At 32.0% G+C, this 23816-nt stretch carries 26 protein-coding genes and 1 tRNA gene; 15 read left to right on the forward strand and 12 right to left on the reverse strand.

The window, feature by feature from the left end; genetic code table 11:
* The first annotated feature begins 1 nt into the window (after position 1).
* Entirely contained in the window at positions 2 to 814 is an 813-nt protein-coding gene (locus LWW95_03615) for a sugar phosphate isomerase/epimerase (GenBank protein ID MDL1956127.1), read from the forward strand.
* Positions 792 to 1208, forward strand: a complete 417-nt coding sequence (locus LWW95_03620; protein MDL1956128.1) for an archease — start codon at positions 792 to 794, stop codon at positions 1206 to 1208. Before LWW95_03615 ends, LWW95_03620 begins: the two co-directional genes overlap by 23 nt.
* Here LWW95_03620 and LWW95_03625 read toward each other — a convergent pair.
* The 6 genes from LWW95_03625 to LWW95_03650 form a co-directional block, all read right to left on the reverse strand.
* On the reverse strand, positions 1205 to 1771 hold the full coding sequence (locus tag LWW95_03625) for a class I SAM-dependent methyltransferase (protein MDL1956129.1): 567 nt from the start codon (positions 1769 to 1771) through the stop codon (positions 1205 to 1207). The two genes, LWW95_03620 and LWW95_03625, sit on opposite strands and share 4 nt — an antisense overlap.
* Entirely contained in the window at positions 1768 to 1983 is a 216-nt protein-coding gene (locus LWW95_03630) for a hypothetical protein (GenBank protein ID MDL1956130.1), read from the reverse strand. The genes LWW95_03625 and LWW95_03630 overlap by 4 nt, the downstream gene beginning before the upstream one ends.
* Complete coding sequence (locus tag LWW95_03635) at positions 1976 to 3169, reverse strand: TRC40/GET3/ArsA family transport-energizing ATPase (GenBank protein ID MDL1956131.1); 1194 nt, start codon at positions 3167 to 3169, stop codon at positions 1976 to 1978. The genes LWW95_03630 and LWW95_03635 overlap by 8 nt, the downstream gene beginning before the upstream one ends.
* 112 nt (positions 3170 to 3281) lie before the next feature.
* Positions 3282 to 4613, reverse strand: a complete 1332-nt coding sequence (locus LWW95_03640) for a (Fe-S)-binding protein (protein MDL1956132.1) — start codon at positions 4611 to 4613, stop codon at positions 3282 to 3284.
* Positions 4614 to 4683: 70 nt separating this feature from the next.
* Positions 4684 to 5187 (reverse strand): RrF2 family transcriptional regulator, encoded by a 504-nt coding sequence (locus LWW95_03645; protein ID MDL1956133.1) that lies wholly within the window; start codon positions 5185 to 5187, stop codon positions 4684 to 4686.
* Between the two features lie 79 nt (positions 5188 to 5266).
* Positions 5267 to 5352: transfer RNA gene (locus tag LWW95_03650), tRNA-Leu, on the reverse strand.
* A 59-nt stretch (positions 5353 to 5411) separates the two neighbouring features.
* Between LWW95_03650 and LWW95_03655 the strand changes: the two genes are divergently transcribed.
* Positions 5412 to 6338, forward strand: a complete 927-nt coding sequence (locus tag LWW95_03655) for a bifunctional riboflavin kinase/FAD synthetase (protein ID MDL1956134.1) — start codon at positions 5412 to 5414, stop codon at positions 6336 to 6338.
* Complete coding sequence (amrB, locus tag LWW95_03660; GenBank protein ID MDL1956135.1) at positions 6304 to 7770, forward strand: AmmeMemoRadiSam system protein B; 1467 nt, start codon at positions 6304 to 6306, stop codon at positions 7768 to 7770. The genes LWW95_03655 and amrB overlap by 35 nt, the downstream gene beginning before the upstream one ends.
* Here the strand turns inward: amrB and LWW95_03665 are convergent.
* The 6 genes from LWW95_03665 to LWW95_03690 are packed head-to-tail and all read right to left on the reverse strand — an operon-like array spanning position 7767 to position 14014.
* Positions 7767 to 8603 carry a tetratricopeptide repeat protein gene (locus LWW95_03665; GenBank protein ID MDL1956136.1) on the reverse strand — a complete coding sequence of 279 codons (837 nt, stop codon included), beginning with the start codon at positions 8601 to 8603 and terminating at the stop codon, positions 7767 to 7769. The genes amrB and LWW95_03665 overlap by 4 nt on opposite strands.
* The gene (gene ligD, locus LWW95_03670) at positions 8587 to 9510 is read right to left on the reverse strand and encodes a non-homologous end-joining DNA ligase (GenBank protein ID MDL1956137.1); all 924 of its coding nucleotides are present in this window, start codon (positions 9508 to 9510) and stop codon (positions 8587 to 8589) included. Before ligD ends, LWW95_03665 begins: the two co-directional genes overlap by 17 nt.
* Positions 9511 to 10356: a Ku protein gene (locus tag LWW95_03675; GenBank protein MDL1956138.1), complete on the reverse strand. Its 846-nt coding sequence runs from the start codon at positions 10354 to 10356 to the stop codon at positions 9511 to 9513.
* A gap of 21 nt (positions 10357 to 10377) precedes the next feature.
* Positions 10378 to 11178, reverse strand: a complete 801-nt coding sequence (locus tag LWW95_03680) for a hypothetical protein (protein ID MDL1956139.1) — start codon at positions 11176 to 11178, stop codon at positions 10378 to 10380.
* Positions 11153 to 12688: a VWA domain-containing protein gene (locus tag LWW95_03685; GenBank protein MDL1956140.1), complete on the reverse strand. Its 1536-nt coding sequence runs from the start codon at positions 12686 to 12688 to the stop codon at positions 11153 to 11155. Before LWW95_03685 ends, LWW95_03680 begins: the two co-directional genes overlap by 26 nt.
* A complete protein-coding gene (locus LWW95_03690) occupies positions 12689 to 14014 on the reverse strand; it encodes an AAA family ATPase (GenBank protein ID MDL1956141.1) in 1326 nt (441 codons plus the stop codon).
* 90 nt (positions 14015 to 14104) lie between these two features.
* Between LWW95_03690 and LWW95_03695 the strand changes: the two genes are divergently transcribed.
* The 11 genes from LWW95_03695 (at position 14105) to fsa (ending at position 23813) form a co-directional block, all read left to right on the forward strand.
* Entirely contained in the window at positions 14105 to 14788 is a 684-nt protein-coding gene (locus tag LWW95_03695) for an HAD hydrolase-like protein (GenBank protein ID MDL1956142.1), read from the forward strand.
* A complete protein-coding gene (locus LWW95_03700; GenBank protein MDL1956143.1) occupies positions 14785 to 15990 on the forward strand; it encodes an argininosuccinate synthase in 1206 nt (401 codons plus the stop codon). The genes LWW95_03695 and LWW95_03700 overlap by 4 nt, the downstream gene beginning before the upstream one ends.
* Complete coding sequence (argH, locus tag LWW95_03705) at positions 15987 to 17357, forward strand: argininosuccinate lyase (protein MDL1956144.1); 1371 nt, start codon at positions 15987 to 15989, stop codon at positions 17355 to 17357. The genes LWW95_03700 and argH overlap by 4 nt, the downstream gene beginning before the upstream one ends.
* A 100-nt stretch (positions 17358 to 17457) precedes the next feature.
* Positions 17458 to 18714 carry a diaminopimelate decarboxylase gene (gene lysA / locus LWW95_03710; GenBank protein ID MDL1956145.1) on the forward strand — a complete coding sequence of 419 codons (1257 nt, stop codon included), beginning with the start codon at positions 17458 to 17460 and terminating at the stop codon, positions 18712 to 18714.
* Positions 18702 to 19538: a diaminopimelate epimerase gene (dapF, locus tag LWW95_03715; protein ID MDL1956146.1), complete on the forward strand. Its 837-nt coding sequence runs from the start codon at positions 18702 to 18704 to the stop codon at positions 19536 to 19538. Before lysA ends, dapF begins: the two co-directional genes overlap by 13 nt.
* Positions 19539 to 19553: 15 nt before the next feature.
* On the forward strand, positions 19554 to 20429 hold the full coding sequence (gene dapA / locus LWW95_03720; protein ID MDL1956147.1) for a 4-hydroxy-tetrahydrodipicolinate synthase: 876 nt from the start codon (positions 19554 to 19556) through the stop codon (positions 20427 to 20429).
* 10 nt (positions 20430 to 20439) lie between these two features.
* Positions 20440 to 21246, forward strand: a complete 807-nt coding sequence (gene dapB / locus LWW95_03725) for a 4-hydroxy-tetrahydrodipicolinate reductase (GenBank protein MDL1956148.1) — start codon at positions 20440 to 20442, stop codon at positions 21244 to 21246.
* A 9-nt stretch (positions 21247 to 21255) separates the two neighbouring features.
* Positions 21256 to 22428, forward strand: a complete 1173-nt coding sequence (locus tag LWW95_03730; GenBank protein ID MDL1956149.1) for an LL-diaminopimelate aminotransferase — start codon at positions 21256 to 21258, stop codon at positions 22426 to 22428.
* The gene (gene folK, locus LWW95_03735) at positions 22421 to 22906 is read left to right on the forward strand and encodes a 2-amino-4-hydroxy-6-hydroxymethyldihydropteridine diphosphokinase (protein MDL1956150.1); all 486 of its coding nucleotides are present in this window, start codon (positions 22421 to 22423) and stop codon (positions 22904 to 22906) included. Before LWW95_03730 ends, folK begins: the two co-directional genes overlap by 8 nt.
* The gene (locus LWW95_03740) at positions 22903 to 23163 is read left to right on the forward strand and encodes a YHS domain-containing protein (GenBank protein ID MDL1956151.1); all 261 of its coding nucleotides are present in this window, start codon (positions 22903 to 22905) and stop codon (positions 23161 to 23163) included. The genes folK and LWW95_03740 overlap by 4 nt, the downstream gene beginning before the upstream one ends.
* On the forward strand, positions 23160 to 23813 hold the full coding sequence (gene fsa / locus LWW95_03745) for a fructose-6-phosphate aldolase (protein ID MDL1956152.1): 654 nt from the start codon (positions 23160 to 23162) through the stop codon (positions 23811 to 23813). The genes LWW95_03740 and fsa overlap by 4 nt, the downstream gene beginning before the upstream one ends.
* Positions 23814 to 23816: the final 3 nt, after the last annotated feature.

Genomic DNA, 23816 nt, shown 5'->3' on the forward strand with positions numbered 1-23816 from the left:
TATGAATTTTTTTGTAAATGTCCCTTATGATTTATTATGTAGTAAGTATCTTTCTTTATTTATTGAAAACCATATTAATCCAGAGATTTATTTTTCACCACAATTATTAGATAAATGGCCTGAAGATGAATTTAAGTCTTTGGCTAAAGAGCTAGAAAAACATCATCTTAAAGTAAGTTTTCATGCCCCATTTTATGACCTTGTTCCTGGTGCTATAGACAACAAAATAAGACAAGTTACACAAGAAAGATTAAATGAAATTTTTCTTCTTGTCCCAATATTTAAAGCAGTAGCTGTAGTTGCTCATTTAGGATATGATCCAAGAATTTATGGAAATCATAAAGAAGAATGGCTTAAAAATAGTCTTAAAACTTGGGAAAAATTTATTCCATTAGTTGAAAGACTTAAAGTTTATTTTAATCTTGAAAATGTATTTGAGCCAACACCAGAAATTTTTTTAGAAACTTTTAAAAATATTTCTTCTCCTTGGATGGGAATATGCTTTGATATTGGTCATATTTATGCTTTTACTAATTCTACTCTCAAAGACTGGGAAATTATCTTTCCCTATATTAAACAGCTTCATTTACACGATAATAGAGGCAAAAAAGATGAGCATATAGGACTTGGCAAAGGCAACATAAATTTTATATCCCTTTTTTCCCTTTTAAAAAAATATAAAAGATATCCTATCATTACTTTAGAACCACACACTGAAGAGGCATTTTGGGATAGTTTAAAATATTTAAATAACTTGCCAGAAGATATTAAAAAATTTTTAACTCAATGTAATGAAGCGTTACGAAATCATTGAACACACTGCTGATATAGGTATTAGAATATTTGGAAGAGATAAAAAAGAATTACTTTTAAATGCAGCTTATGGATTTTTTGATGTCATTACTGATCTCAAAAAGGTTGAAATCAAATCTACATGTTATATTGAAGTTAGAGGAGAAACATTTGAGGAGCTTTTTTTTAATTGGCTAGATGAGCTACTCTTTGTCTTTGATACAAAAGGATTTATAGGAAAGGATGTTAAAATTGAGGAATTAAAAACAAGTGTTATAAAGGCTAAATTAAAGGGAGAAAAATTTGATTTTAAAAAACATCCATTAAAAACCCAAATAAAGGCAATTACTTATCACAATTTAAATGTCACTTATCATGACAATCTTTGGGAGGCAGAAGTCCTTTTTGATATTTAAATTTTCTTTAATATACAAGTAAGCTCTGTTTTTTTCAGTATTTTATAAAAATTTTTAAATGCCTTTTCTGGATTAAACTTTTTTAAATGAGGCCCATAAATTATTAATATAGTTCCTGATTTTGTTTCTTTATTTAATTTTTCTATAAGCTTTTTTTCCTCCCATGTTCCCCAAAAACAGTAATATAAAACATCATATTTATTTAAATCCTCTTCAAAAAAATCCTTTTGAATAAAATTAATTTTTTCTACATTGAAATATTCTTTAAATTCAGATTTCAATCTTTGAGCACAATCAAACAAAACAGAATTATACTCAATACCTGTAACTTCTACATCTTCCCATAAACTTGCTAATATAAAAGCTACTCTTCCATCACCACTACCTAAATCAATAATTTTTGACTTAGGTTTTATAAAAGGCTTCAAAAAATTGGCAAGACTTATAACCTCATCTATATCTGAACTTACAAATTGACCTTTTTCTAAAAGTTCATATTCTTCAGGAATCTTTCTCTTTTTTTGATATGCCTGTTTAATAATTTCAATAATTTTTTCTTTCAACCTTCTACTTCTATTTTCTCTACTTTTTTCTTTTCCTTTTTTTGTAATTCAGCAATACGTTCATCAATCAAAGACTTAAAAGCTTCAAGCACCTCAATCCTTGCCTTTCGTAAATGTTCAAAAAATTTTTCATATTTTTTTTGTTTTGCTGAAAGACATTTTATAAAAAAACAAATAGGACAAAAAACCTCCTCTCTTTCCTTTTCACTCATTTTCTCCTCCTTTGAAAGTAATTGTTAAAACTTTACCTTCAATTTTTGCTTTTTCTGGTTGAGAGAGGACAAAGGAACGAGGTAATAAAATATGCTTTTTAAAACTTCCTATTCTTACAATAAGTTCGTCACTACTTTTAGTCAATTCAATCTCATCTTTAGTAACAAAAGGTAAATAGAGTCGTAATAAATATTGGCCATTTTCTTTTAAAAAATCATATGGTTTTTGTTGATAAAGTACAGCTATAGGATCCTTATCTTTATAAATTTTATCTGCAAGTTGAGAAAGTTTTTCATATCCAACAATTTCTTCAGAAGAAAAAGGAACATAAAAAAGTGGAATAGGAGAAAAATAATCTTGTGCTAATTTAATATATTCTTTTTGCCATTCTCGCCTAAAAGAAAGAAATGGTTCTTGAATCTCTTCTGGAATAACACGATTGATAATAATAGCATCTGTACAAATATGATAAAGATTAAAATAAAGGTATGCTCTTTGTGTTTCTTTTAAAACCATACGTTCTGGATTAGTTACAAGTCTTACTGTAGTAATTTCAGGATTAGTTAAAAGCCGATCAACACCTTCAAGACGTTGAAATAACGATTCAATAGTATCAAAGTAAGCTTCTTCAGGTAATGGAACATCACTAAAACGTTTGGCAAATGGTCTCATATATCGAATGACTCTTCTCTCCACTTTAAAAATCTTTTTCATATACCATTCAAGAGCAGTTGGAATGCTAACAAAACGGATAGATTCTCCTGTTGGAGCACAATCAAGAATAATTACATTATAAGTATTATTTCGATAATAACGATTTAAATATAATAAAGAACTAACTTCTTCCATACCTGGAAGAATAGCTAGTTCTTCAGCTAATACTTCCTCAAAACCAGATATGTTTAAAAGCACAGAGAGATATTTATGTATTTCCCCCCAATGCTTTTTTAACTCTTCTTGAACATCCAATTCTTGAATATAAAGATTTTCAGAAACCTTAACAGGCTTACCTTTATTTCTATCCATAAGACCACGTTCAAGATCAAATGCATCACTTAGACTATGAGCAGGATCAAGAGACATAATAAGTGTACGTTGTCCCTTTTGAGCAGATTTAATCCCTGTTGCTGCTGCTAAAGTAGTTTTACCTACACCTCCCTTTCCTGCAAAAAGAATGACACGCATTATTTAATTCTAACTCGCTTTTAAAATTTTTGAAAGAATAAAATATGGGAAAAATAAAGACAAAATTATACTGTTTTATTTGATTGTTTTTAAAGTAATAATTATCAACAAATTATGCCTTTAATCCTTCAGGAATTTCAATTGTCTCCATTAATAAATCTATCATAAATACATTGCGCATTTTTAATCCATAAGTGTGAATAATATCTTCAATACCGCTATGACAATTATGGCAAGGAGTAACTACTATTGTTGCTCCTGTTGCTGCTAATTGTTCTGCTTTTATTTTATTGCTATCCACCCTTTTTTTCTTCCAAGGAGGACCACAATTGATTACACCACCACCAGCACAGCAACAATAATTGTATTCTTCATTTGGCCACATTTCTCTAAAATCTTCACACATTTCTCTTAATAAACGCCTTGCACACTTCATCAATCCTCTTCCTCTCATAATATTACAAGGATCATGGAAAGTCACAGGGTCTTTTATCTTACGTACAATCTTAATTTTACCATCTCGCAATAATTCATAATAAAATTGAATAGCATGAATAACAGGAATAGGATGCATTTTCCAGCCTAACCACCTATTACCTACATCATAAACAGATCTAAAGGCATGTCCACATTCACCCATAACAATCTTTTTTACTTTAAGACGCATAGCTGCTTCAAAATGAGCCTTTTTAATCCGACCCATAATTTCCCAATCACCTGAATACATAGCCATATCACTATTATCCCAACCATCAAAAGAGGGCATAGTCCAATTAATACCAGCCACAGTAAACAATACTGCAGCAGAATATATCAATTGAGCTCTAATTTTAGGTTCAGGGGCAATGATTGAATACATAATATCTGCCCCCTCTTTATCCAATGGAATCCTCAAACTTGGTATTTCAGCTTGTGCTTCTTCTTCCTGCCATTGCAAAGTATCTATCCACTCATCCTGCTTAACCCACATCTGATTCATAGTAACAGAATGACTATTTACTGTATCTTGTAAATATTGAGGCACAATACCAAGGAAGTGGCAAATTCGACGTACAAGACTTAAAAGATAAGCCATATCTATACCAAATGGGCAATATTGAACACAGCGTTTACAAAGATTACATTCTGTATAGGCAATTTCAGCAGCTTGTTTAATAAAATCAGGAGTTACCTTACCTTTATTTTTCAACATTGGCCAAATAGTTTGCTTTATCTTTGCTACTGGGGCAAAAGTAGGGTCACCATCATTAGAAAGATAATGATGACAAGCATTAGCACACAATCCACAATGAATACAAGTATCTACATAAATTTTCATTCGTGCTAGACCTTCTCCACTTAATACCCGATTAATTATTCTTTCTATTTTGTCAGGAGTTAATTTTTTTGCCCCTTCCTCTAAACCTAAATCTGTTATATCCCACTTTTTTACTCTTTCTATCATTTTTCCCCTCCTTAATTTAGATTAAGATATTCATAGACCTTTTTATCTTTTTTAAAAAATTAAAAATATATCAAAATTTTTTAAGACAACCGGATTCCTTTATCTCTTTAATTTCATTAAAAAAACCCTCTCCTTCTTCTGTAACCTCCTCATCTCCTCGCATATTTTTACGACATGAAAAATTTATTTTGGAAGCAAGCTCTGAAATACTTGTATTCTCTAAAAAATCCATTATTTGATTCCTAATAAAACCCCATTTGGGATACAATGGACAATTTCTATATTGATCACAAGGATGAAGACTAAATAAACAACGCCATAAAGCTTGTTTTCCTTCAATAGCCCTTACCACCTCTGCTATAGATATAGCAGAAGGAGGACGAGCAAATTGAATACCACCTTTTTTACCTTTTGCAGAATTAAGAATACCTGCCTTTACTAATGTCCGAATAAGTTTAGCAAGAAAATCACAAGGGATACCTGTAGAATCAGATAACTCCCTCACATGCACTGGTCGACCTTGCCTGCGTGCTGCTAACTCTATAAGGGCCATTACAGCGTATGTACTTGCCATTGAATAAAGCATAATTTGTAAGCATAATAATGGTTTATTTATATATTGTCAAGCTTTTTTAACTCCCAAAATCCGCGATTGGTGCCGAAGAGGGGATTTGAACCCCTACGGGAAAACCCCACCAGATCCTGAATCTGGCGCGTCTGCCAATTCCGCCACTTCGGCACTTGCTTTTTTCAGTAAATTTTCTATAAAGAAAAATCTCTTTTGTCAAGCAAGGCATTATGAAGGTTATTAATTCTTTAGAAGAGATTAAAAAACCTTTCTCAAAAGCAGTTATTACTATAGGCAATTTTGATGGTGTCCATCTTGGACATCAGAGTTTATTTCAAAAAGTTAAAGAGCGAGCTAAAATTATAAAAGGTACTTCTATTGTTATTACTTTTGACCCACATCCAGTAAAAGTCATTACTGGAAAACATATACCTTTAATCACCCCTTTACCACGTAAATTAGAGCTTATTGCTGCTCAAGGTATAGAAGTAACCATTTGTTTACCTTTTACAAAAGAATTTTCTCAAATTTCAGCAGAAGAATTTGTAAAAGAAATTCTAATTAAAAAAATTGGAATGAAAGAGATAGTTATTGGTTATAATTATACATTTGGTCGAAAAAGAGAAGGGAATGTTGAACTCTTAAAAATCTTAGGAGAAAAATTAGGATTTAAAGTACATGTAATAGAACCAGTAATGATTAATGGGCAAATAGTAAGCAGTAGTTTAGTAAGAGAATTAATTACCGCTGGAAAAGTAGATAAAGTAAAGGATTTTCTCAGTCGTTATTATCAAGTAGTAGGAAAAGTAATTCCTGGACATGGTCGAGGTGGCCGTTTACTTGGCATTCCTACAGCTAATCTTGCCCTTATAAACGAAGTTTTTCCAAAACCAGGTGTTTATGCAGTAGAAGTAATTTATCAAAAAAATCGTTATCAAGGTGTAGCTAATATTGGTTTTAATCCTACCTTTGGCAATAATACCCTTTCAGTAGAAACGCACATCCTTGATTTTAATGAAAATATTTATGACAAAACTATTAAATTAAACTTTATAAAACGTTTACGCGATGAGAAAAAATTTAAAAGTATACAGGATTTGGCTGATCAAATTAAAAAAGATATTGAAGTTGCTAGGGAAATATTGCCTCCTGTTTAGTTTTTTCATACCTCATATATGTGAGGCAATAACACGCCCTCCTGCTGTTGCTGGAAGGTGGTATCCAGCAGATAAAAATTCTTTAAAAAAAGAAATTAAATCTTTTTTAAAAAATGTTAATTTGCCTCCTTTACCAGAAAAAATTAATGCATTAATAGTCCCTCATGCTGGTTATATATTTTCTGGCCAAACAGCAGCTTATGCTTATAAGGCAATTGTAGGAAAACATTATAAATGGATAGTTATTTTTGCCCCTTCTCATTATGCTCGTTTTTATGGTGCCTCTACTTTTGATGTAGAAGCTTATGAAACCCCTTTAGGAAAAGTTTTTGTGGACAGAAAAATAGTAAAGGCTCTTTTAAAAGAACCAATTTTTAATGAATATGTTGTAGCTCATTTAAGAGAACATGCTATAGAAGCACAATTACCATTTTTGCAAATGGTTTTAAAAGAATTCAAATTAATACCAATTTTAATTGGAAATATAAATAAAAAAGACTTAAAAGAAATGGCAAAAATTATTAAAAAAGTTTTTGATAATAAAATAAAAGACACTCTTTTTATTGCTAGCTCTGATTTTACTCATTTTGGCCCTACTTATGGTTATATGCCTTTTAAAGAAAAGATTCCTGAAAATATAAAAAAATTAGATATGGATGCCATTAAATTTATTCTTAAAACAGATCCAGAAGGATTTTTAAATTATGTTAAAGAAAAAAAAGCTACTATTTGTGGTATTTATCCCATTGCCTTAACTCTTTGGCTTCTTCCTAAAAAGGCAAAAGGTTATCTTTTACACTATACAACTTCAGGAAAAATTATTGGTGATTACACTAATTCAGTAAGTTATGCTGCTATTATTTTAGATGAAAATTTTTCTCTAACAAAAGAAGAGAAAAAAGCACTTTTAAAATTAGCTAGATTTACTTTGGCATATTATTTTGAACATAATAAGCTTCCTGATTTTTCAAAAATTCCTATAAAATTAACACCAGCTTTAAAAGAAAAAAAAGGGGCTTTTGTAACTTTAAAAAAACATGGAAAATTAAGGGGATGCATTGGTTTTATAATGCCTTTGTTCCCTCTTTATGAAGCTGTGATGCAAGCTAGCCTTCGTGCAGCTTTTAATGATCCTAGATTTTTCCCTTTAGATAAAAGTGAATTATCTCAAATAAAAATAGAAATCTCTGTTTTAGGTCCAATCATTCCAGTTAAAAAGACTGAAGAAATAAAGATTGGTCGTGATGGTCTTATTGTTAAAATGGGCAATTATCAAGGATTACTTTTACCTCAAGTAGCAACAGAGTTAAATCTAAATAGAATCCAATTTTTAGAACTTACCTGCCGCAAAGCTGGACTCCCTCCTTGGGCTTGGAAAGATAAAGATACTCTTATTTATCGCTTTTCTGCTGAAGTATTTGGAGAAAATTAGTTATCTTCTAAACGTTGGCGAGCATATTCTGCCCACTCACTATCAGGATCAAGCTCTAAATAAATGCGCCAACATTTTTTTGCCTCTTTTAATTCTCCTTTTTTCTCTAAAAGACGGGCGAGATTAAAATAGGCATCAGCAAATTCAGGATCTTCATAAATAGCTTTTTGATAAAATAAAATGGCATTTTTTATATCTCCCTTTTCTTCAAGAAGATTGGCCAAATTATAATTTGCTTCAGGATGATTAGGATTTAATGAAAGTGCTTTTCGATAATAATTTTCTGCTTCATCAAGAATACCAAATTGATACTGAATATTTCCAAGATTTACTAAAGCATTTATATGATTAGGATCAGAAGAAAGAATTCTTAAATAATATTCCTTTGCTCTCTCCAACTGACCTTCTTCCTCGTATTGAAGGGCTTGAAAAAACCACTCTTCTATCACATTTACAGGAAAATGAATAATTTCTGATTTGGAGTGAAAAAAGTCTAAGAGTAATTGTCCATTTGGATCAATCTTTAAACCTTTTCTATCAAAAATAATCTTTTTCCCTACAATTGAGACCTTCATCTCTGCTAAAGGATATTTAATTTCTGGCATAAGTTTTTTAAAGCGTTCAAGAGAATCTCTTATCTTTCTCAAAGAAACACCTTTTTCTTGCAACTCTTTTATTGTTTTAAAGGCAACTAAAGCTTTAAAATCAAAATAAACTTTCCCTTTTTCCTTTTTTATATATGGAATAAGACCTTTCCTTTCCCAATAGCGAATTTGGCTTTCAGATATCCCTAATAATTTTGCTATTTCTTTTTGATCAAAAAGAAAACGCATTTTTAATTAATTTTAAAAATACTGGACTTCTAAAACAACCTTTTTTTGTTATTTCTTGAAAAATCACCTCACATTTTAAAATTGGTTTTACCCAATGGACATTCTTAAAAGGTGATTTAACAACACCTTTTTTTGTCTCTATCTTTTTTAATAATGTTAAAAGCAAACTCAATTCCTCTTCTGTAAAGCCAGTCCCTACCTTTCCCCGATATTTCCATTTCCCTTCTTCTTGTGTGGCTAAGACAAGGGCTCCTATAAAGCCTTTTCTTTCCCCTTTGCCCTCAGTATAACCAACGATATAACAAATAGCTGAATGCTTTGGTTTTATTTTCAACCAATAACGGGATCTTTTTCCTATAATGTAAGGACTATCTTTTGCTTTAGCCATTATACCTTCAAGACCTTGCTCTAACACTTTTTTAAAAAAGGTAATTCCCTTTTCTTCTATATAACGAGATTCAACTAAATATTCTGATTCTTCAAGAATTTGTTTTAACAATTCTTTTCTTTTTATAAGTGGCATTTCTACATAACTTTTGTCGTTTAAAAATAAAAGGTCAAAAGCAATATAAGTGGCAGGCAAATCTCTAGAAAGCAATGTTATTTTTATGGAATTGGTAGCATGCTCTCTCTGTTGTAATAAATTAAAATCTGGTTTCCCATCTCTTAATATCACTATTTCACCATCAAGAATGGCATTTTTAGCTTTAATACATTTAACAATTTGCTTTAATTCAGGATATCTATCAGTAATATCCATTAGACGCCGATTTTGAAGATAAATTTTTCCTTCTTTTAAAAATAAAATACATCTTGTCCCATCCCATTTAATTTCAAATATATGCCTTTTTGAATCAAATGGTTCAGAAGAATATGCTAGCATAGGAGAAATTTTTTCATTAAGCATTTAAGCCTTTTTTCTCACTTTTTTAGCTTTAGTCTTTTTCCCAGCTACAGCCATCTTCTTCTTTGGCACTTCAGCCACTTCTTCAATGCTTCTTTGCAAAGCATCCATAAGACTAATAACTTTCTCCTTTTCTACTTTAGGTGAAACTTTTATCTCCTCACCCTCAGCCTTAGCTTTAATAATAGCCATAAGGGTCTCTGTATATTCATCACGATATTTTTCAGGCTCAAAATTGCCACTTAAATTATCTATAAGTATCTTGGCCATATTGAGTGCCTTTTGATCTATTTGAATCTTTTTTATTTTTTCTATATCTTCTATTTCTTTTAAATTTTTAATTTCTTGATGATAATAAAGAGTAAAGGCTATCATAGTGCCATTATAGGGTTTTAGAGCTAGCAAATATTCTCTATTCCTCATAACAATTTTAGCTAATGCTGCTTTTTTTGTCTCTATCATTGCTTGATGAAAAAGGGCAAATGCCTCAAAACCTGCCTCTCCATCTGGAGCTAGATAATGTGAATTAGAATAATAAATAGGATGTATTTCACTATCATCAACAAATTGGATAATTTCAATAAAATCAGTTGATTCTCTTTTTGCCTTCTCAATGTCTTCATCAGTGACAATAATATATCGGTCTTTTCCATATGGATAACCTTTCACTATTTCTTCAGGACTAAGCCGTTTACCACACTTTGAACAAACTTTCTCTAATTTGACTTTTCCCAAACAATCTTTATGCAATAAATTGAAATGAATGGATTTTTGACTTATGGCATGATACATTTTAATAGGAATAAGTACAAGACCACATTTTAAATGACCTTTCCAAACAGCCTTCATGTTTTTCTCCTTAAAATATTTTTAAATTTTTACCCAATCATTTTTCCATTGATAAACTTTACCACCATAGCGATCAGCTGTAATAGACTTTATCTCCCCTTTTATCCAAATATGTCCTCCTTGCATCTCCTCACCTACCCAAAAACCAGCATTTCCTTCTACAAAAATTTCTCCTCCTTTCATCCTCATACCTAAAGTATCTCTTACATCACCATAAATCTCTATTCTTCCACCCCTCATCCCCTGCCCTACCCAGCTTCCTGCATTACCATGAACAATAATAAGTCCATCTTTCATCCAACGTCCTAAATAACCACCCACATTACCAAAAACCTCTATTTTCCCTCCTTCCATTTCCACACCGAGATAATAAGGCAAATGTCCATCTTGCAAAGTTAATATACCTTTACTGTGACGATAACCTAGACCAGAAACAGTACCATAATGGGTAAGATCAAGATAAAGATGCGTATCATAGCGCATAACATAATGACAAAGACCAGCTATAAAACAGCCTAATAAACCACCCCCAACATACTTTGGCAATATTTGGTGAAAAAACATATCTAATTCTTCAAGATGAATATCATAGTCTATAGCACACCTTTTGGCAAAAATAAAAATATTCTCAATATGTTTGGCTACTTCCCAAGCTTTTAACCCTTTCACAAAATTCACATATTCTTTTGCCATTTCATCCAATTTATCATAACTAGATTTTATTGCCCTTTCATAATAAGCTCTTCTTTTTTCTTTAAGTAAATCTCTTTTTAAGTTAAGAATATTGGGATTTTTTTCAAGTAATTTCTTTATCCCTGACATAACGAGCAAAACTTTTTCCTATAGCTATGTTAGGGATGTCTCTCTCATCTTCTATCTCAACAAATGTCACCCATGATGGCAAAGCTTGCTTAAGCATTTGATATTGGCTTTCAAAACCATAAGTTCTCCCCACATCTGTTTTGATCCAAATAATGGTAAGTCGCTGTTTTAAGTGAGAGAGTATTTTTATTAAAGAAGAAAGATTGTCTATACCTGCATCTGTAATAAGAATACAATCTACATTTCCTACTTTATTTATATAATGTTTAAACTCTTCTATATGAAGAGTAGTACCGCCTGTTTGATGAAACTTAAGCAATTGATATACTTTGTATCTTTCCCTTGTTGGAAATAACTCTATATTTTTATCAGAAAAATTAATAACACCTACTTTAGCCCCAGCTTCAAAATAATTCCTGGCAATAGCAAATGCTGCCAAAACTGCATAAGAAAGCTCTCTATCAGGGTGTTTCATACTACCTGAAGAATCAATTACTATCACTGCATCTGGCACTTTTACTTTACATTCTCCTTCAAAATAACTCATTTCATAACGTTTTGAGATGCCAGGAAGGATCTGTCCATAGCTTTCAATAAAACTATATGTTTCAATAGGATCCTCTAAAGAGAAATCTTTTATTTCTGAAGGATAAAGAGAATCTGTCTTTTCTATGCCAGAAATATATATAGCATAACGTTGTGCTCTTATTTCATACCAAGCAGTTTCTGGTGGGATAAATGGTGATGCTTTTTCTTTTTTCCCTGGTTGAATTCCTAATCCCTTTTCTACTAAGAAAGGTTTTCCATAAACTTCTTGAGCAATTTTTTCAAATTCTCTAATATCTACTTCATTGGCAATTTCATTCATAGCCTTTTTTATTTCATGTGGACAAAAATTTTCCCAAGAAAAAAAGGAAAATGGCCATTTAATATCTTCAATTAAGTCTTCAATAATTTTTGCAAATTGTTTTATATTGTTTTTTAGACGAGCTCGTCCTGTGTCCAAAAAATCTATTTGAAAGAGGGCATCAAGTTTTTCCTTAAGTTTCTCATCTATTTTTATTTCACCAAAATAAAGACCTGTTACTTCTTGATAAAATGCACGCAAAAGATGATCTGCTTTATTTATTACAGGCATCTCTTGATAAAGTTGAGCTATTTCTTTTAATCCTTTATTTATAATTAAATCTAAATTAGCAATGACATCATCAAAGAGATTTCTTATAATAACTTTATGTTTACGCTCACCCAGCCAATTTGTTTCTAAAATAATTGTTTTTACATCATATGGATGTTTTGCCCAGTGATTAAGTTCATGATGAAAAACACCAATAATAGCATTTTGTGAAAGGTTAGAAATAAATTCCTTTCCTAAAAGAATTTTATATTTTGATGTTTTAAAATTTACTTCACTTGTTGTTACATTAGCAATTTCAAATTCAATAATAGGTGGATAATAAAGATCTGCCCTTGCTTTTTGAAAAAGTGGTTTTAAATAATTTTTATCCATTTAAACTCCCTGTTTCAATGCTTTAAAAAAGGGATGGTCAATGCGTTCTGCTAAATCAATAACTGTTTTTGTATCACCACTTTTTAAAGCAAGATATGCTTCTATTTGATAATCTCTATGTTCTTCCCAGCGTTTTTTTACATCTTTTATAATTTCATTAAGAGCATAAAAGGCATCACCTGTCTCTTTTTCGGTCTCTCTAACCTTTGCTATTCTTTCATCACTTATGCTTGCCCTATGCCAAAGTACATAAGGAAAAACTGCTTGTAAGTGTTCAAGTGTAACTTCTTTTTCTCCATTTATCCAAGCCATAGCCTTTGCATAACGAAACAAACTTTGTTCTGCTCGATGAGAAATACTGTAAATATCAGCACAAATATAATTTTTATAATGACAACCACCACAACGGGAAAAATCCTTTTGTAACCCTTTTTGACAATAAACTTCTTGCCCTAAATAATCTAAAAAAAGCTCTACATCATCAGAAACAGAAATATTTTCAATCTCTTCTCTTATCTCCTCCATTTCTTCTCTAGTAGGAATTTTAACAGAAATGCCTTCTTCTTTTAATCTTTTTTCTAATTCTTTTTTAAATTCTTCAGAAACCTTTTCAATATATTTTACTACTTTTTCAGCCTCTTCTGTCTTATTGTGATTCAAAACAAAATCAAGCATCTTCTTTGAAAGCTCTCTATGACTTAAAACTTTATCATCAATCCCCCTACGTACAAATCTTTTCCTTATTGGATGGAGCCTTGCTGTTTCTACTGCCAAATCAAAACGGTCAAGAAGAGGTGGAATCAAACGAGTTGTACCCAAATCCTGATAATTTATTGTTGCAAAAAACGCCTTTTTTTCTTTAAAAATAATTGTCTCTCCTCGCCAATTCCAGATATTTCTTTCCACTTCATTAAGGAGCATACTTTGCTTTCCTACTGGCAATCTATTTATCTCATCAATAATAACTACAGGAGCAAATGGCACTACACGCCATCTCACCACTTCTTTACCTTCTTTCTGCAAAGCAGCTAAATCTAAAGTAGCTTTTATCTTTTCCTCTGTTTGCTCAGGATGGCCAGAAATAGTAGTTGCTTGAACAAACTCAAGTGGAAGCCCTTTTACAAGACTTGAAAGTCTTTCACTAGATGTAGTCTTACCACTTCCATAACCGCCAAAAATAAGCTCTTTTCCATTTAAAATAAGGGTAATAAGACCAAAAAGTGCAACTGGCTCATACCGCTCTTGACAGATAAGCAATTCATCACCAAAATAAAAACGATCCTTTATTGTTTCATACAAGCTCCTTACTTTTTCAAGATTTTCCATAAATTAATCGTAACTCAAATATCATGTTTAGCCAAGATGTAATTAAAACTTTATTGACATCTTTTAAACAGCAGCTTATCATGCAATACGATGAAACTAGTGTTATTTGATGTTGATAATACATTGATAAGAACACCAAAAAGCCACATTTTTGCATTTTTAAGTGCCATAAAAGATGTTTATGGAATTGAAATTACTCTAGAGGAATTCAAAAAAGCTGATACACCAGGTCTAACAGATCCAGAAATTTTATTTTCTGTTTTAGCAGACAAAATAAGTAAAAATTTTATTGAAGAAAAACTTCTTTTTTGTTTAAAACAGATTGAAATTTCTTTTCCAAAATATTTAATAAATGAAACATTAGAAATATTGCCTGGAGTAAAAAAATTGCTGGAAATTCTTATAAAAAATAACACAGCTTTAGGTATTGTTACTGGAAATTTAGAATCCATAGCTTGGAAAAAATTGAAAAAAGCTAATATTGATTTTTATTTCAGTATAGGTGCCTTTGGAAGTGATTTAAAACAAAGGGCTGATTTAGTTAAGCTGGCGATAAAAAGGGCAAAAAAGCATTTTAATCAATCTTTTGATTTTATATATCTTATTGGTGATACACCAAGGGATGTAGCTGCAGGTAAAAAAGTAGGAATAAACACTATTGCAGTAGCCACAGGCAATTGTCCTAAAGAAGTTCTTAAAGAAACAGAAGCTGATTTGGTAGTAGAAAATTTATTAGAAAATAAATTACTTGAATATTTAAATGTAAAAAGATGAAAAAAGAAATTGGCAAAATAGTACTAGCTTATTCAGGAGGATTAGATACTTCAGTAATTTTAAAATGGCTTAAGGAAAAATATGAATGTGAGGTAATTGCTTTTGTAGCAGATGTAGGTCAGGAAGAAGAACTTGAAGGACTTGAAGAGAAAGCAAAAGCAACAGGAGCAGATAAATTTTATTTAGTAGATTTAAAAGAAGAGTTTGTCCGTGATTTTGTATTTCCTGCTTTTAGAGCAAATGCTGTTTATGAAGCAGGGTATCTTTTGGGAACTTCTTTAGCAAGACCTGTAATTGCCAAAAAGCAAGTAGAGATTGCTTTAGAAGAAAGGGCAGATGCTGTAGCACATGGGGCAACGGGTAAAGGAAATGATCAAGTAAGATTTGAACTTACTTACATGGCATTAGCACCGCATCTAAAAATCATTGCTCCTTGGAGGGAATGGAATTTTAAAGGAAGGAGTGATTTAATTACTTATGCTCAAAAAAAAGGCATTCCAGTAGAAGTTACTTTAGAAAAACCATACAGTATAGATAGAAATCTTTTGCATATTAGTTATGAAGGAGGTATTCTAGAAGACCCATGGAAAGATCCACCTCAAGATATGTTTAAGCTTACTATTGCACCAGAAAAGGCTCCGGATGAACCAGAAGAGATTACAATAAAGTTTGAGAAAGGAAATCCAGTAGCAATAAATGATGAAGAATTAAGTCCGGCAAATTTACTTTCCTATCTTAATAAAATAGGTGGCAGGCATGGCATAGGACGCTTGGATATTGTTGAAAATCGTTTTGTTGGCATTAAGTCTAGAGGTGTATATGAAACACCTGGTGGTACTATATTAAGAATTGCCCATCAGGCACTTGAGACAATTACTATGGATAGAGAAGTAATGCATTTAAGGGATAGTCTTATTCCTCGTTATGCAGAATTGATATACTATGGTTTTTGGTTCTCTCCAGAAAGAGAAGTCTTACAGACCTTTATGGACAAATCTCAAGAGAATGTAACTGGAGAGGTACGGTTAAAGCTTTATAAAGGACAATGTATAGTAGTAGGAAGGCGCTCTCCCTATAGCCTTTATTCACCTGAATTGGCTACTTTTGAAGCAGGCACAGGCTATACACCAAAAGATGCAGAAGGTTTTATCAGATTACATGGTCTCCGCTTAAGGATGTGGCATCAACGAGGTAAACGATGAAACTTTGGGGGGGCAGATTTTCTAAAGAAACAGCTAAAGAAGTAGAAGAATTTACAAGCTCCCTTTCTTTTGATAAACGGCTTTATAAACAAGATATTTTTGGAAGCATTGCTCATGTAAAAATGCTTTCAAAACAAGGTATTATTTCAGAAAAAGATGCAAAAGCTATTATTAAAGCTTTAGAAGAAATTAAAAAAGAGATTGAAAAAGGTAATTTTAAATTTCTTCCTTCTGATGAAGATATTCATACTGCAATTGAACGGGTTTTAAGAGAAAAATTAGGTAATATTGCAGCCAAATTACATACCGCCAGAAGTAGAAATGATCAGATTGTTTTAGATATGCGTCTTTTTTTAAAAGAAGAAATAAAAGAAATAATTAAACTTATACAAAATTTACAAAAAGTTCTTTTAAGCTTAGCAAAGAAAAATATAGATATTATTCTTCCAGGATACACGCATTTGCAACGTGCTCAACCTGTGCTTTTATCTCACCATTTATTAGCCTATGTAGAGATGTTTAAACGGGATATAGAGAGATTTAAAGATTGCTATAGAAGAGTAGATGTTATGCCTCTTGGAAGCGCTGCTTTGGCTGGAACATCTTTCCCAATAGACAGAGATTATGTAGCAGAATTATTAGGATTTTCTCAAATAAGTCAAAATAGCATGGATGCTGTAAGTGATAGGGATTTTATATTGGAATTTTTAAGTAATTCTACCATCCTTGCTATGCATTTAAGTCGGATGGCTGAAGAATTAATAATTTGGAATACACAGGAATTTAACTTTATTGAAATAGATGATGCCTTTTGCACAGGTAGCAGCATCATGCCTCAGAAAAAAAATCCAGATGTGCTTGAACTTATTAGAGGTAAAACTGGACGAGTGTATGGCAATCTAATAGCAGTTTTAACCATGATGAAAGGGTTGCCTTTAACTTATAATCGGGATATGCAGGAAGATAAGGAACCTTTATTTGACACAATTGATACTATTAAACCTTCATTAAAATTATTAGCCATTTTATGGGAAAATATAAAATTCAAAAAAGAAAATATGATTAAAGCAACTGAAAAAGGATTTTTACTTGCTACTGATTTGGCAGATTATTTAGTAACAAAAGGATTGCCATTTCGTGAAGCTCATAATTTAGTAGGGGAAATAGTTAAATATTGTCAAGAAAAAGGGAAAGAACTTTATGAACTTTCTATAAAAGAAATTAAGAAATTTTCTGATTTGTTTGAAGATGACATAAAAGAAGTACTTAATATAGAAAATGCTATTAAAAGGAAAAAATCTTTTGGAGGTACTGCCCCAGATGAAGTAAAAAGACAAATAGAACTTATAGAGAGGGAGATTCAATGAAAATTTTTTTAATTTTAATTATTTTCTTATTTCTTTTTAATTGTGGGGTAAAAACACCTCCAGAGGTGCCAAAGAAAGAAAGTTATTCAAGAGGGACAAAATGCACCACTTTCATTATAAAAATGGAGAGCTATATGCCGAAGATGTCCCTTTAAGAAAGATTGCTGAAGAAGTAGGAACTCCCTGTTATATTTATAGTCAGGCTACACTTACTCATCATTTCAATGTCTTTGACCATGCTTTTAAAAACATACCTCATCTTACCTGCTATTCTGTAAAGGCAAATAGTAATATTGCTCTTTTACACCTTTTTGCTTCTTTGGGTGGTGGAGCAGATGTAGTTTCAGGAGGAGAACTGTTTAAGGCTTTAAAAGCAGGGGTCTCACCAAAAAAAATTGTCTTTTCTGGTGTAGGCAAAACAGAAGAAGAAATAGAAATGGCACTTAAAACAGGTATTTTAATGTTTAATGTAGAATCTGAAGCAGAACTTGAGACAATAGAAAAGATAGCTAAAAGATTAGAAAAAAAAGCCCCTATTGCCTTAAGAGTTAATCCAGATATTGATCCCAAAACACATCCCTATATCTCTACTGGTTTAAAAAAACATAAATTTGGTATTGAAATGTCACAAGCAAAAGAGCTTTATTTTAAAGCATTAAAAATGCCTCATTTAGAAATAATTGGTATTGATTGCCATATCGGTTCACAGGTAACTAGCTTGGCACCTTTTCTTGAAGCATTGGAGCGAATTAAATTACTTTGGCATGAATTGGAAAAAAAAGGTATAAAACTAAATTATCTGGATATGGGAGGAGGATTAGGTATTCCCTATCATGAAGAAGAACCACCACATCCAACAGATTATGCAAAAGCTATTATAGAGGCAGCAAAGGATTTACATTGCACATTGATTTTTGAGCCAGGACGGGTTATTGTAGGAAATGCTGGTATATTATTAGTCAAGGTATTATATCTAAAAAAAACAAGTGAAAAACAATTTGTTATTGTAGATGGTGCCATGAATGACCTCATTCGTCCAAGTCTTTATGGAGCTTATCATGAAATAAAACCTATCATTAAAAAAGATGGTCCTAAAATTTTAGCTGATATAGTAGGCCCTATATGTGAAACAACAGATTTCTTTGCCAGAGATAGAGAAATATCCTCTATTAAAAAGGGAGATTTATTAGCAATAATGAGTGCTGGTGCCTATGGTTTTGTAATGAGCTCAAATTATAATTCTCGTCTAAGATCACCAGAAGTGCTTGTCAATGGAGAAAAATACTGGGTTATTCGGCGGCGTGAGAGCTATGAAGATTTGGTAAGGCTTGAGGAGATCCCAGCATGGCTGAAATAGAAGATTTTAATGGACTTAAATTTTACAAATTAACTGGAAGCGGCAATGACTTCATTATCATAGATGACCGTAAGGAAAAAATAAAAGAAAAAAATTTTTCATTTTTGGCTTCTCGTCTTTGCCGAAGACAATGGTCTATTGGTGCAGATGGTCTAATTATTATTCGTAATTCAAAAAAAGCTAATTTTAAATGGCACTTTTTCAATGCAGACGGTAGCGAAGCAGAGATGTGTGGTAATGGTGGAAGGTGTGTTGCACGTTTAGCTTATGATTTAGGTATAACTAAAGAGAAGCTTACTTTTGAAACAAAATCAGGGATTATCTATGCTGAAGTAGAAGAAAATAAAGTAAAACTTTCTCTTACACCACCATCTGATTTAAAGTTAAATATTAGATTAAAACTTAATGAAAAAGACTATATTGCACATTTTGTTAATACTGGTGTACCTCATACTATAATTCTTGTTGAAGACTTAGAAAATATCCCAGTAAAGGAGCTCGGAAGGAAAATACGTTTTCATCCTTATTTTCAGCCAGCAGGCACAAATGTAGATTTTGTTCGTATTATTTCAGAAAAAGAAATAGAAATACGCACTTATGAAAGAGGGGTAGAAGATGAAACTTTAGCCTGTGGTACTGGAGCAGTAGCAAGCGCAGTAATTGCTTTTAAACTTAAAAAATTAAAATCACCAATAAAAGTAAAAACAAAAAGTGGAGAAATATTAGAGATATTTTTTAATGAAAAGCTTACAGAAGTTTTTTTAAGAGGAGAAACAAGATTTATTTGTGAGGGTAAGATCTTTGACGAAGCTTTGAAAGAATGAAATAAAAGGAGGAAAATCATGTTTAAAGGTGCAATTACAGCCTTAGTAACACCTTTTAAAGATGGTGAAGTAGATGAAGAGGCTTATAGGAATTTGATTGAATGGCAAATAGAACAGGGAATAGATGGTCTTGTACCAGTAGGAACAACTGGAGAATCAGCTACTTTATCTCATGAAGAGCATAAAAGAGTAGTAAAAATTTGTGTTGAGACAGTGAAAAAGAGGGTGCCTGTAATTGCAGGTGCAGGTTCAAATTCTACTAGAGAAGCATTAGATTTAGTAGAATTTGCTAAAGAAGTTGGAGCAGATGCTGCTTTATTAGTTACACCATATTATAATAAGCCTACTCAAGAAGGGCTTTATCAGCACTATAAGTATTTAGCTGAAAAGACTGGTTTCCCTTTAGTACTTTACAATGTACCTAGCAGAACTAGTGTGAACCTCTTACCACAAACTGTAGCCCGCTTAGCTGAAATAAAAAATATTGTGGCTATTAAAGAAGCTTCAGGAAGTTTGAAGCAGGCTAGCGAAATTGTCTCCCTTTGTGGCGATAAGATTACAGTCATATCAGGCGATGACTTTAATACTTTACCCCTATTATCTATTGGAGCTACTGGAGTAATTTCTGTAGCCAGTAATGTTATGCCAAAGGAAGTAAGTGAAATGTGTCATGCCTTCTTTGAAAATGATTTAGAAAAAGCAAAAAATATTCATTTTAAGCTCTTTCCTTTATTTCAGGCTATGTTTTATGAAACAAATCCTATTCCAGTAAAAACTGCCCTTGGATTAATGGGAAAAATTAAGCCTGAATTACGTTTGCCCTTATGTCCAATGTCTGAAGCAAATTTAGCAAAATTAAAAGAAGTTTTAAGTAATTTAGGACTAATTTAGAGGAGAAAAAATGATTAAAACTATTGTAGCTGGTATTTGTGGAAGAATGGGCTCTACTATTGCTCGCTTAGTATATGCAGACAAAGATATGGAGCTTTGTGGTGGTTTTGAAAGATCGGATCATCCAAAAATAGGTGCAGATATAGGCGAAGTCATTGGTATAGGTCAGCTTGGGATTAAGATTGTTGAAAATCTAGAAGAAATAATTGAAAAAGCAGATGTTATTATTGATTTTACTTTCCATACTGCTTCATTAAATCATCTTAAAATTGCCAAACAATATAATAAGCCTATTGTTATTGGAACAACGGGATTTACACAACAAGAGATAGAAGAAATGAAAAAAATGGCAGATGAAGTTAAATGTGTGTTAAGTCCGAATATGAGTGTTGGAGTAAACTTATTATTTAAAGTTGTACCGCAGATAGCTACTATATTAGGCGAAGATTATGATATAGAAATTGTAGAAATGCATCACCGGATGAAAAAAGATGCTCCTAGTGGTACGGCTGTAAAATTAGCCCAGCTCATTGCTCAAGCAATGAATAGAGATCTGGACAAGGTAGGAGTGTATGGAAGAAAAGGAATAGTTGGTGAAAGAAAATCCGAAGAGATTGGAGTGCTTGCCCTAAGGGGTGGTGATGTAGTAGGAGAACATACTATTTATTTTGCTGGTTTGGGTGAAAGGATTGAAGTAACTCATCGTGCCTCTTCAAGAGAGACCTTTGCTAGAGGGGCATTAAGGGCAGCTAAATGGATTGTAAAACAAAGAGAAAATGGAATTTATGATATGCTTGATGTATTGGGATTGAAATAGGAGGCTAATATGGATTTTCCATTTGCAGAACGATTAAGACAATTGCCACCTTACCTTTTTGCTGAATTGGATAGGTTAAAAGAAGAGACCATAGCAAAGGGTGTTGATGTCATTGATTTGGGAGTTGGTGATCCAGATATCCCTACCCCATCACATATTGTAGAGAAATTAAAGAAAGCGGCAGAAAGACCAGAAAATCATCGTTATCCCAGTTATGTTGGGATGCTTTCCTTTAGACAGGCAGTAGCTGAGTGGTATGAAAGACGTTTTGGGATAAAACTTAATCCTAAAAGAGAAGTTTTAACGCTTATTGGCTCTAAAGAGGGAATTGCCCATCTGCCTTTGGCTTTCATAAATCCAGGAGATATTGTTTTAGTACCTACACCAGCTTATCCTGTCTATCATATTGGTACTATATTTGCTGGTGGTAAACCATATTTTATGCCCCTTCTTGAAGAAAATGGCTTTTTACCAGACTTGGATAAAATTCCTTCTGACATTGCTAGGAAGGCAAAGATAATGTTTTTAAATTATCCTAACAATCCAACAGCAGCAGTAGCTGAAACAGATTTTTTTGAAAAAGTAGTTGCTTTTGCAAGAAAATATGAAATTATGGTCTGCCATGATGCTGCTTATACAGAATTATATTATGACAATTATAAACCTATAAGCTTTTTAAATATTCCTGGAGCAAAGGATGTAGGAATTGAATTTCATTCTTTATCTAAAACTTATAATATGACTGGATGGCGAATAGGTTTTGCTGTAGGCAATGAAAAAATTATTTCTGGTTTAGGAAAGATAAAAAGCAATGTTGATTCAGGTGTATTTCAAGCAATACAGGAAGCAGGTATCACTGCTCTTGAGAGTGATGAATCTATTGTAGAAAAAAACCGCAAGATTTATCAAGAAAGACGCGATTTAATGGCAAATGGTTTAAAAGAATTGGGATTTAAATTAGATATACCTAAAGCAACTTTTTATTTATGGGTAAAAGTACCTGAAGGATATAGCTCAGAAAAATTTTGTCAATTATTGTTAACTCAAGCAGGTATTGTTGTAACACCAGGTCATGGATTTGGAGAACCAGGTGAAGGTTATTTTAGAATAGCTTTAACTGTTTCTATTCAGAGATTGAAAGAGGCTTTGAAACGCTTAAAAAATTTAAAATTTTATGCATAAGGCATTTATTGGCATAGGTTCAAACTTGGGTGACAAAAAGGCTTATTGTAAAAAAGCTCTTATTTTATTAAATGCCTTACCTAAAACAAAGGTAAAAAAAACCTCTTCTTTTTATTTAACAGAACCTGTTGGAGAAAAAGCACAACCTTGGTTTATTAATCTAGTTGCCTTTTTGGAAACAGAATTAAATCCTTATACATTATTTTTTTGGTTAAAGCACATTGAACATCTAATGGGACGCTTTCGCACTTGGGATAAAGGACCGCGTATTATTGATTTGGATCTCTTGTTATATGATGAATTGATAATAAATACACCAACCCTTACTATACCTCATCCTCGCCTTCATGAGCGAGGATTTGTATTAGCTCCTTTAGCTGAAGTTGCCATGGAAGAAAAACATCCAATTTTAAAGCAAAATATTAAACAATTGTGGTCAAAGTGTAAATATAAAGGATGGGTAATAAGAATAAAATGAGAATTATTTTTTATATATTATTAGCAGTTTCAATATATTATCTTTTGAAAAGTATATTTAAGTCAAAGCCTTCTGTTAAAAAAACCACAAGCAATTCTTTATGGCAAATACAAGATGAATTGGTAAAAGACCCTATGTGTGGTGTTTATATACCAAAGAAAAAGGCAACGGTTGCTAAAATAAAAGGCAGGGTTTACTATTTCTGTTCAAAAAAATGCATGGAAGAATATAAAAAACAGTTGGAGGAGAAAAAATGAAATTTTTTGTAGACACAGCTAATATAGATGAAATTAGACAGGCAAAGGAAATGGGGATGGCTGATGGTGTAACTACAAATCCTACTTTAGTGGCAAAAGAAAATAAACCTTTTCGTACTCTTATTGAAGAAATATGCAGTATTGTAGATGGCCCAGTAAGTGTAGAAGTAGTAAGTCAGGAAGCAGATGAAATGGTGAAAGAAGCAAAGGATTTAGTAAAGATTGCTGAAAATATTGTTATAAAAATTCCTATGACTATTGAAGGAATAAAGGCTACAAAAATACTTTCTACACAAGGTATAAGAATAAATATGACACTTGTATTCTCTCCATTACAAGCACTTTTAGCAGCAAAAGCTGGAGCAGCTTATGTAAGCCCATTTGTTGGCAGATTAGATGATATTGGCCATGATGGAATGAAACTAGTAGAGCAGATTGTAAATATTTATGATGTTTATGGTTTTACAACAGAAATCATTGTGGCTAGCATACGTCATCCTTTGCATGTATTAAGAGCAGCTTTGTTAGGAGCAGACATTGCAACGATTCCATTTAGAGTAATTAAACAATTGGCAAAGCATCCATTAACAGACATTGGATTAAAAAAGTTTTTGGATGATTGGCAAAAGGTAGCTAATAAAATTTTATAAAAA

The organism is Candidatus Desulfofervidus auxilii, assembly GCA_030262725.1.
Taxonomy (GTDB): domain Bacteria; phylum Desulfobacterota; class Desulfofervidia; order Desulfofervidales; family Desulfofervidaceae; genus JAJSZS01.

Bases quoted from the DNA above. Each gene is read 5' to 3' on its own strand.
- LWW95_03655 (MDL1956134.1), top strand. From the start codon at position 5,412: ATGAAGGTTATTAATTCTTTAGAAGAGATTAAAAAACCTTTCTCAAAA.
- LWW95_03675 (MDL1956138.1), bottom strand. From the start codon at position 10,356: ATGAAGGCTGTTTGGAAAGGTCATTTAAAATGTGGTCTTGTACTTATT.
- LWW95_03740 (MDL1956151.1), top strand. From the start codon at position 22,903: ATGAGAATTATTTTTTATATATTATTAGCAGTTTCAATATATTATCTT.
- LWW95_03730 (MDL1956149.1), top strand. From the start codon at position 21,256: ATGGATTTTCCATTTGCAGAACGATTAAGACAATTGCCACCTTACCTT.
- LWW95_03695 (MDL1956142.1), top strand. From the start codon at position 14,105: ATGAAACTAGTGTTATTTGATGTTGATAATACATTGATAAGAACACCA.
- LWW95_03665 (MDL1956136.1), bottom strand. From the start codon at position 8,603: ATGCGTTTTCTTTTTGATCAAAAAGAAATAGCAAAATTATTAGGGATA.
- argH (MDL1956144.1), top strand. From the start codon at position 15,987: ATGAAACTTTGGGGGGGCAGATTTTCTAAAGAAACAGCTAAAGAAGTA.
- LWW95_03630 (MDL1956130.1), bottom strand. From the start codon at position 1,983: ATGAGTGAAAAGGAAAGAGAGGAGGTTTTTTGTCCTATTTGTTTTTTT.
- lysA (MDL1956145.1), top strand. From the start codon at position 17,458: ATGCACCACTTTCATTATAAAAATGGAGAGCTATATGCCGAAGATGTC.
- LWW95_03635 (MDL1956131.1), bottom strand. From the start codon at position 3,169: ATGCGTGTCATTCTTTTTGCAGGAAAGGGAGGTGTAGGTAAAACTACT.
- fsa (MDL1956152.1), top strand. From the start codon at position 23,160: ATGAAATTTTTTGTAGACACAGCTAATATAGATGAAATTAGACAGGCA.
- LWW95_03640 (MDL1956132.1), bottom strand. From the start codon at position 4,613: ATGATAGAAAGAGTAAAAAAGTGGGATATAACAGATTTAGGTTTAGAG.
- LWW95_03620 (MDL1956128.1), top strand. From the start codon at position 792: ATGAAGCGTTACGAAATCATTGAACACACTGCTGATATAGGTATTAGA.
- LWW95_03685 (MDL1956140.1), bottom strand. From the start codon at position 12,688: ATGGATAAAAATTATTTAAAACCACTTTTTCAAAAAGCAAGGGCAGAT.
- LWW95_03615 (MDL1956127.1), top strand. From the start codon at position 2: ATGAATTTTTTTGTAAATGTCCCTTATGATTTATTATGTAGTAAGTAT.
- LWW95_03700 (MDL1956143.1), top strand. From the start codon at position 14,785: ATGAAAAAAGAAATTGGCAAAATAGTACTAGCTTATTCAGGAGGATTA.
- LWW95_03680 (MDL1956139.1), bottom strand. From the start codon at position 11,178: ATGTCAGGGATAAAGAAATTACTTGAAAAAAATCCCAATATTCTTAAC.
- LWW95_03690 (MDL1956141.1), bottom strand. From the start codon at position 14,014: ATGGAAAATCTTGAAAAAGTAAGGAGCTTGTATGAAACAATAAAGGAT.
- folK (MDL1956150.1), top strand. From the start codon at position 22,421: ATGCATAAGGCATTTATTGGCATAGGTTCAAACTTGGGTGACAAAAAG.
- dapB (MDL1956148.1), top strand. From the start codon at position 20,440: ATGATTAAAACTATTGTAGCTGGTATTTGTGGAAGAATGGGCTCTACT.
- ligD (MDL1956137.1), bottom strand. From the start codon at position 9,510: ATGCTTAATGAAAAAATTTCTCCTATGCTAGCATATTCTTCTGAACCA.
- dapF (MDL1956146.1), top strand. From the start codon at position 18,702: ATGGCTGAAATAGAAGATTTTAATGGACTTAAATTTTACAAATTAACT.
- LWW95_03645 (MDL1956133.1), bottom strand. From the start codon at position 5,187: ATGGCAAGTACATACGCTGTAATGGCCCTTATAGAGTTAGCAGCACGC.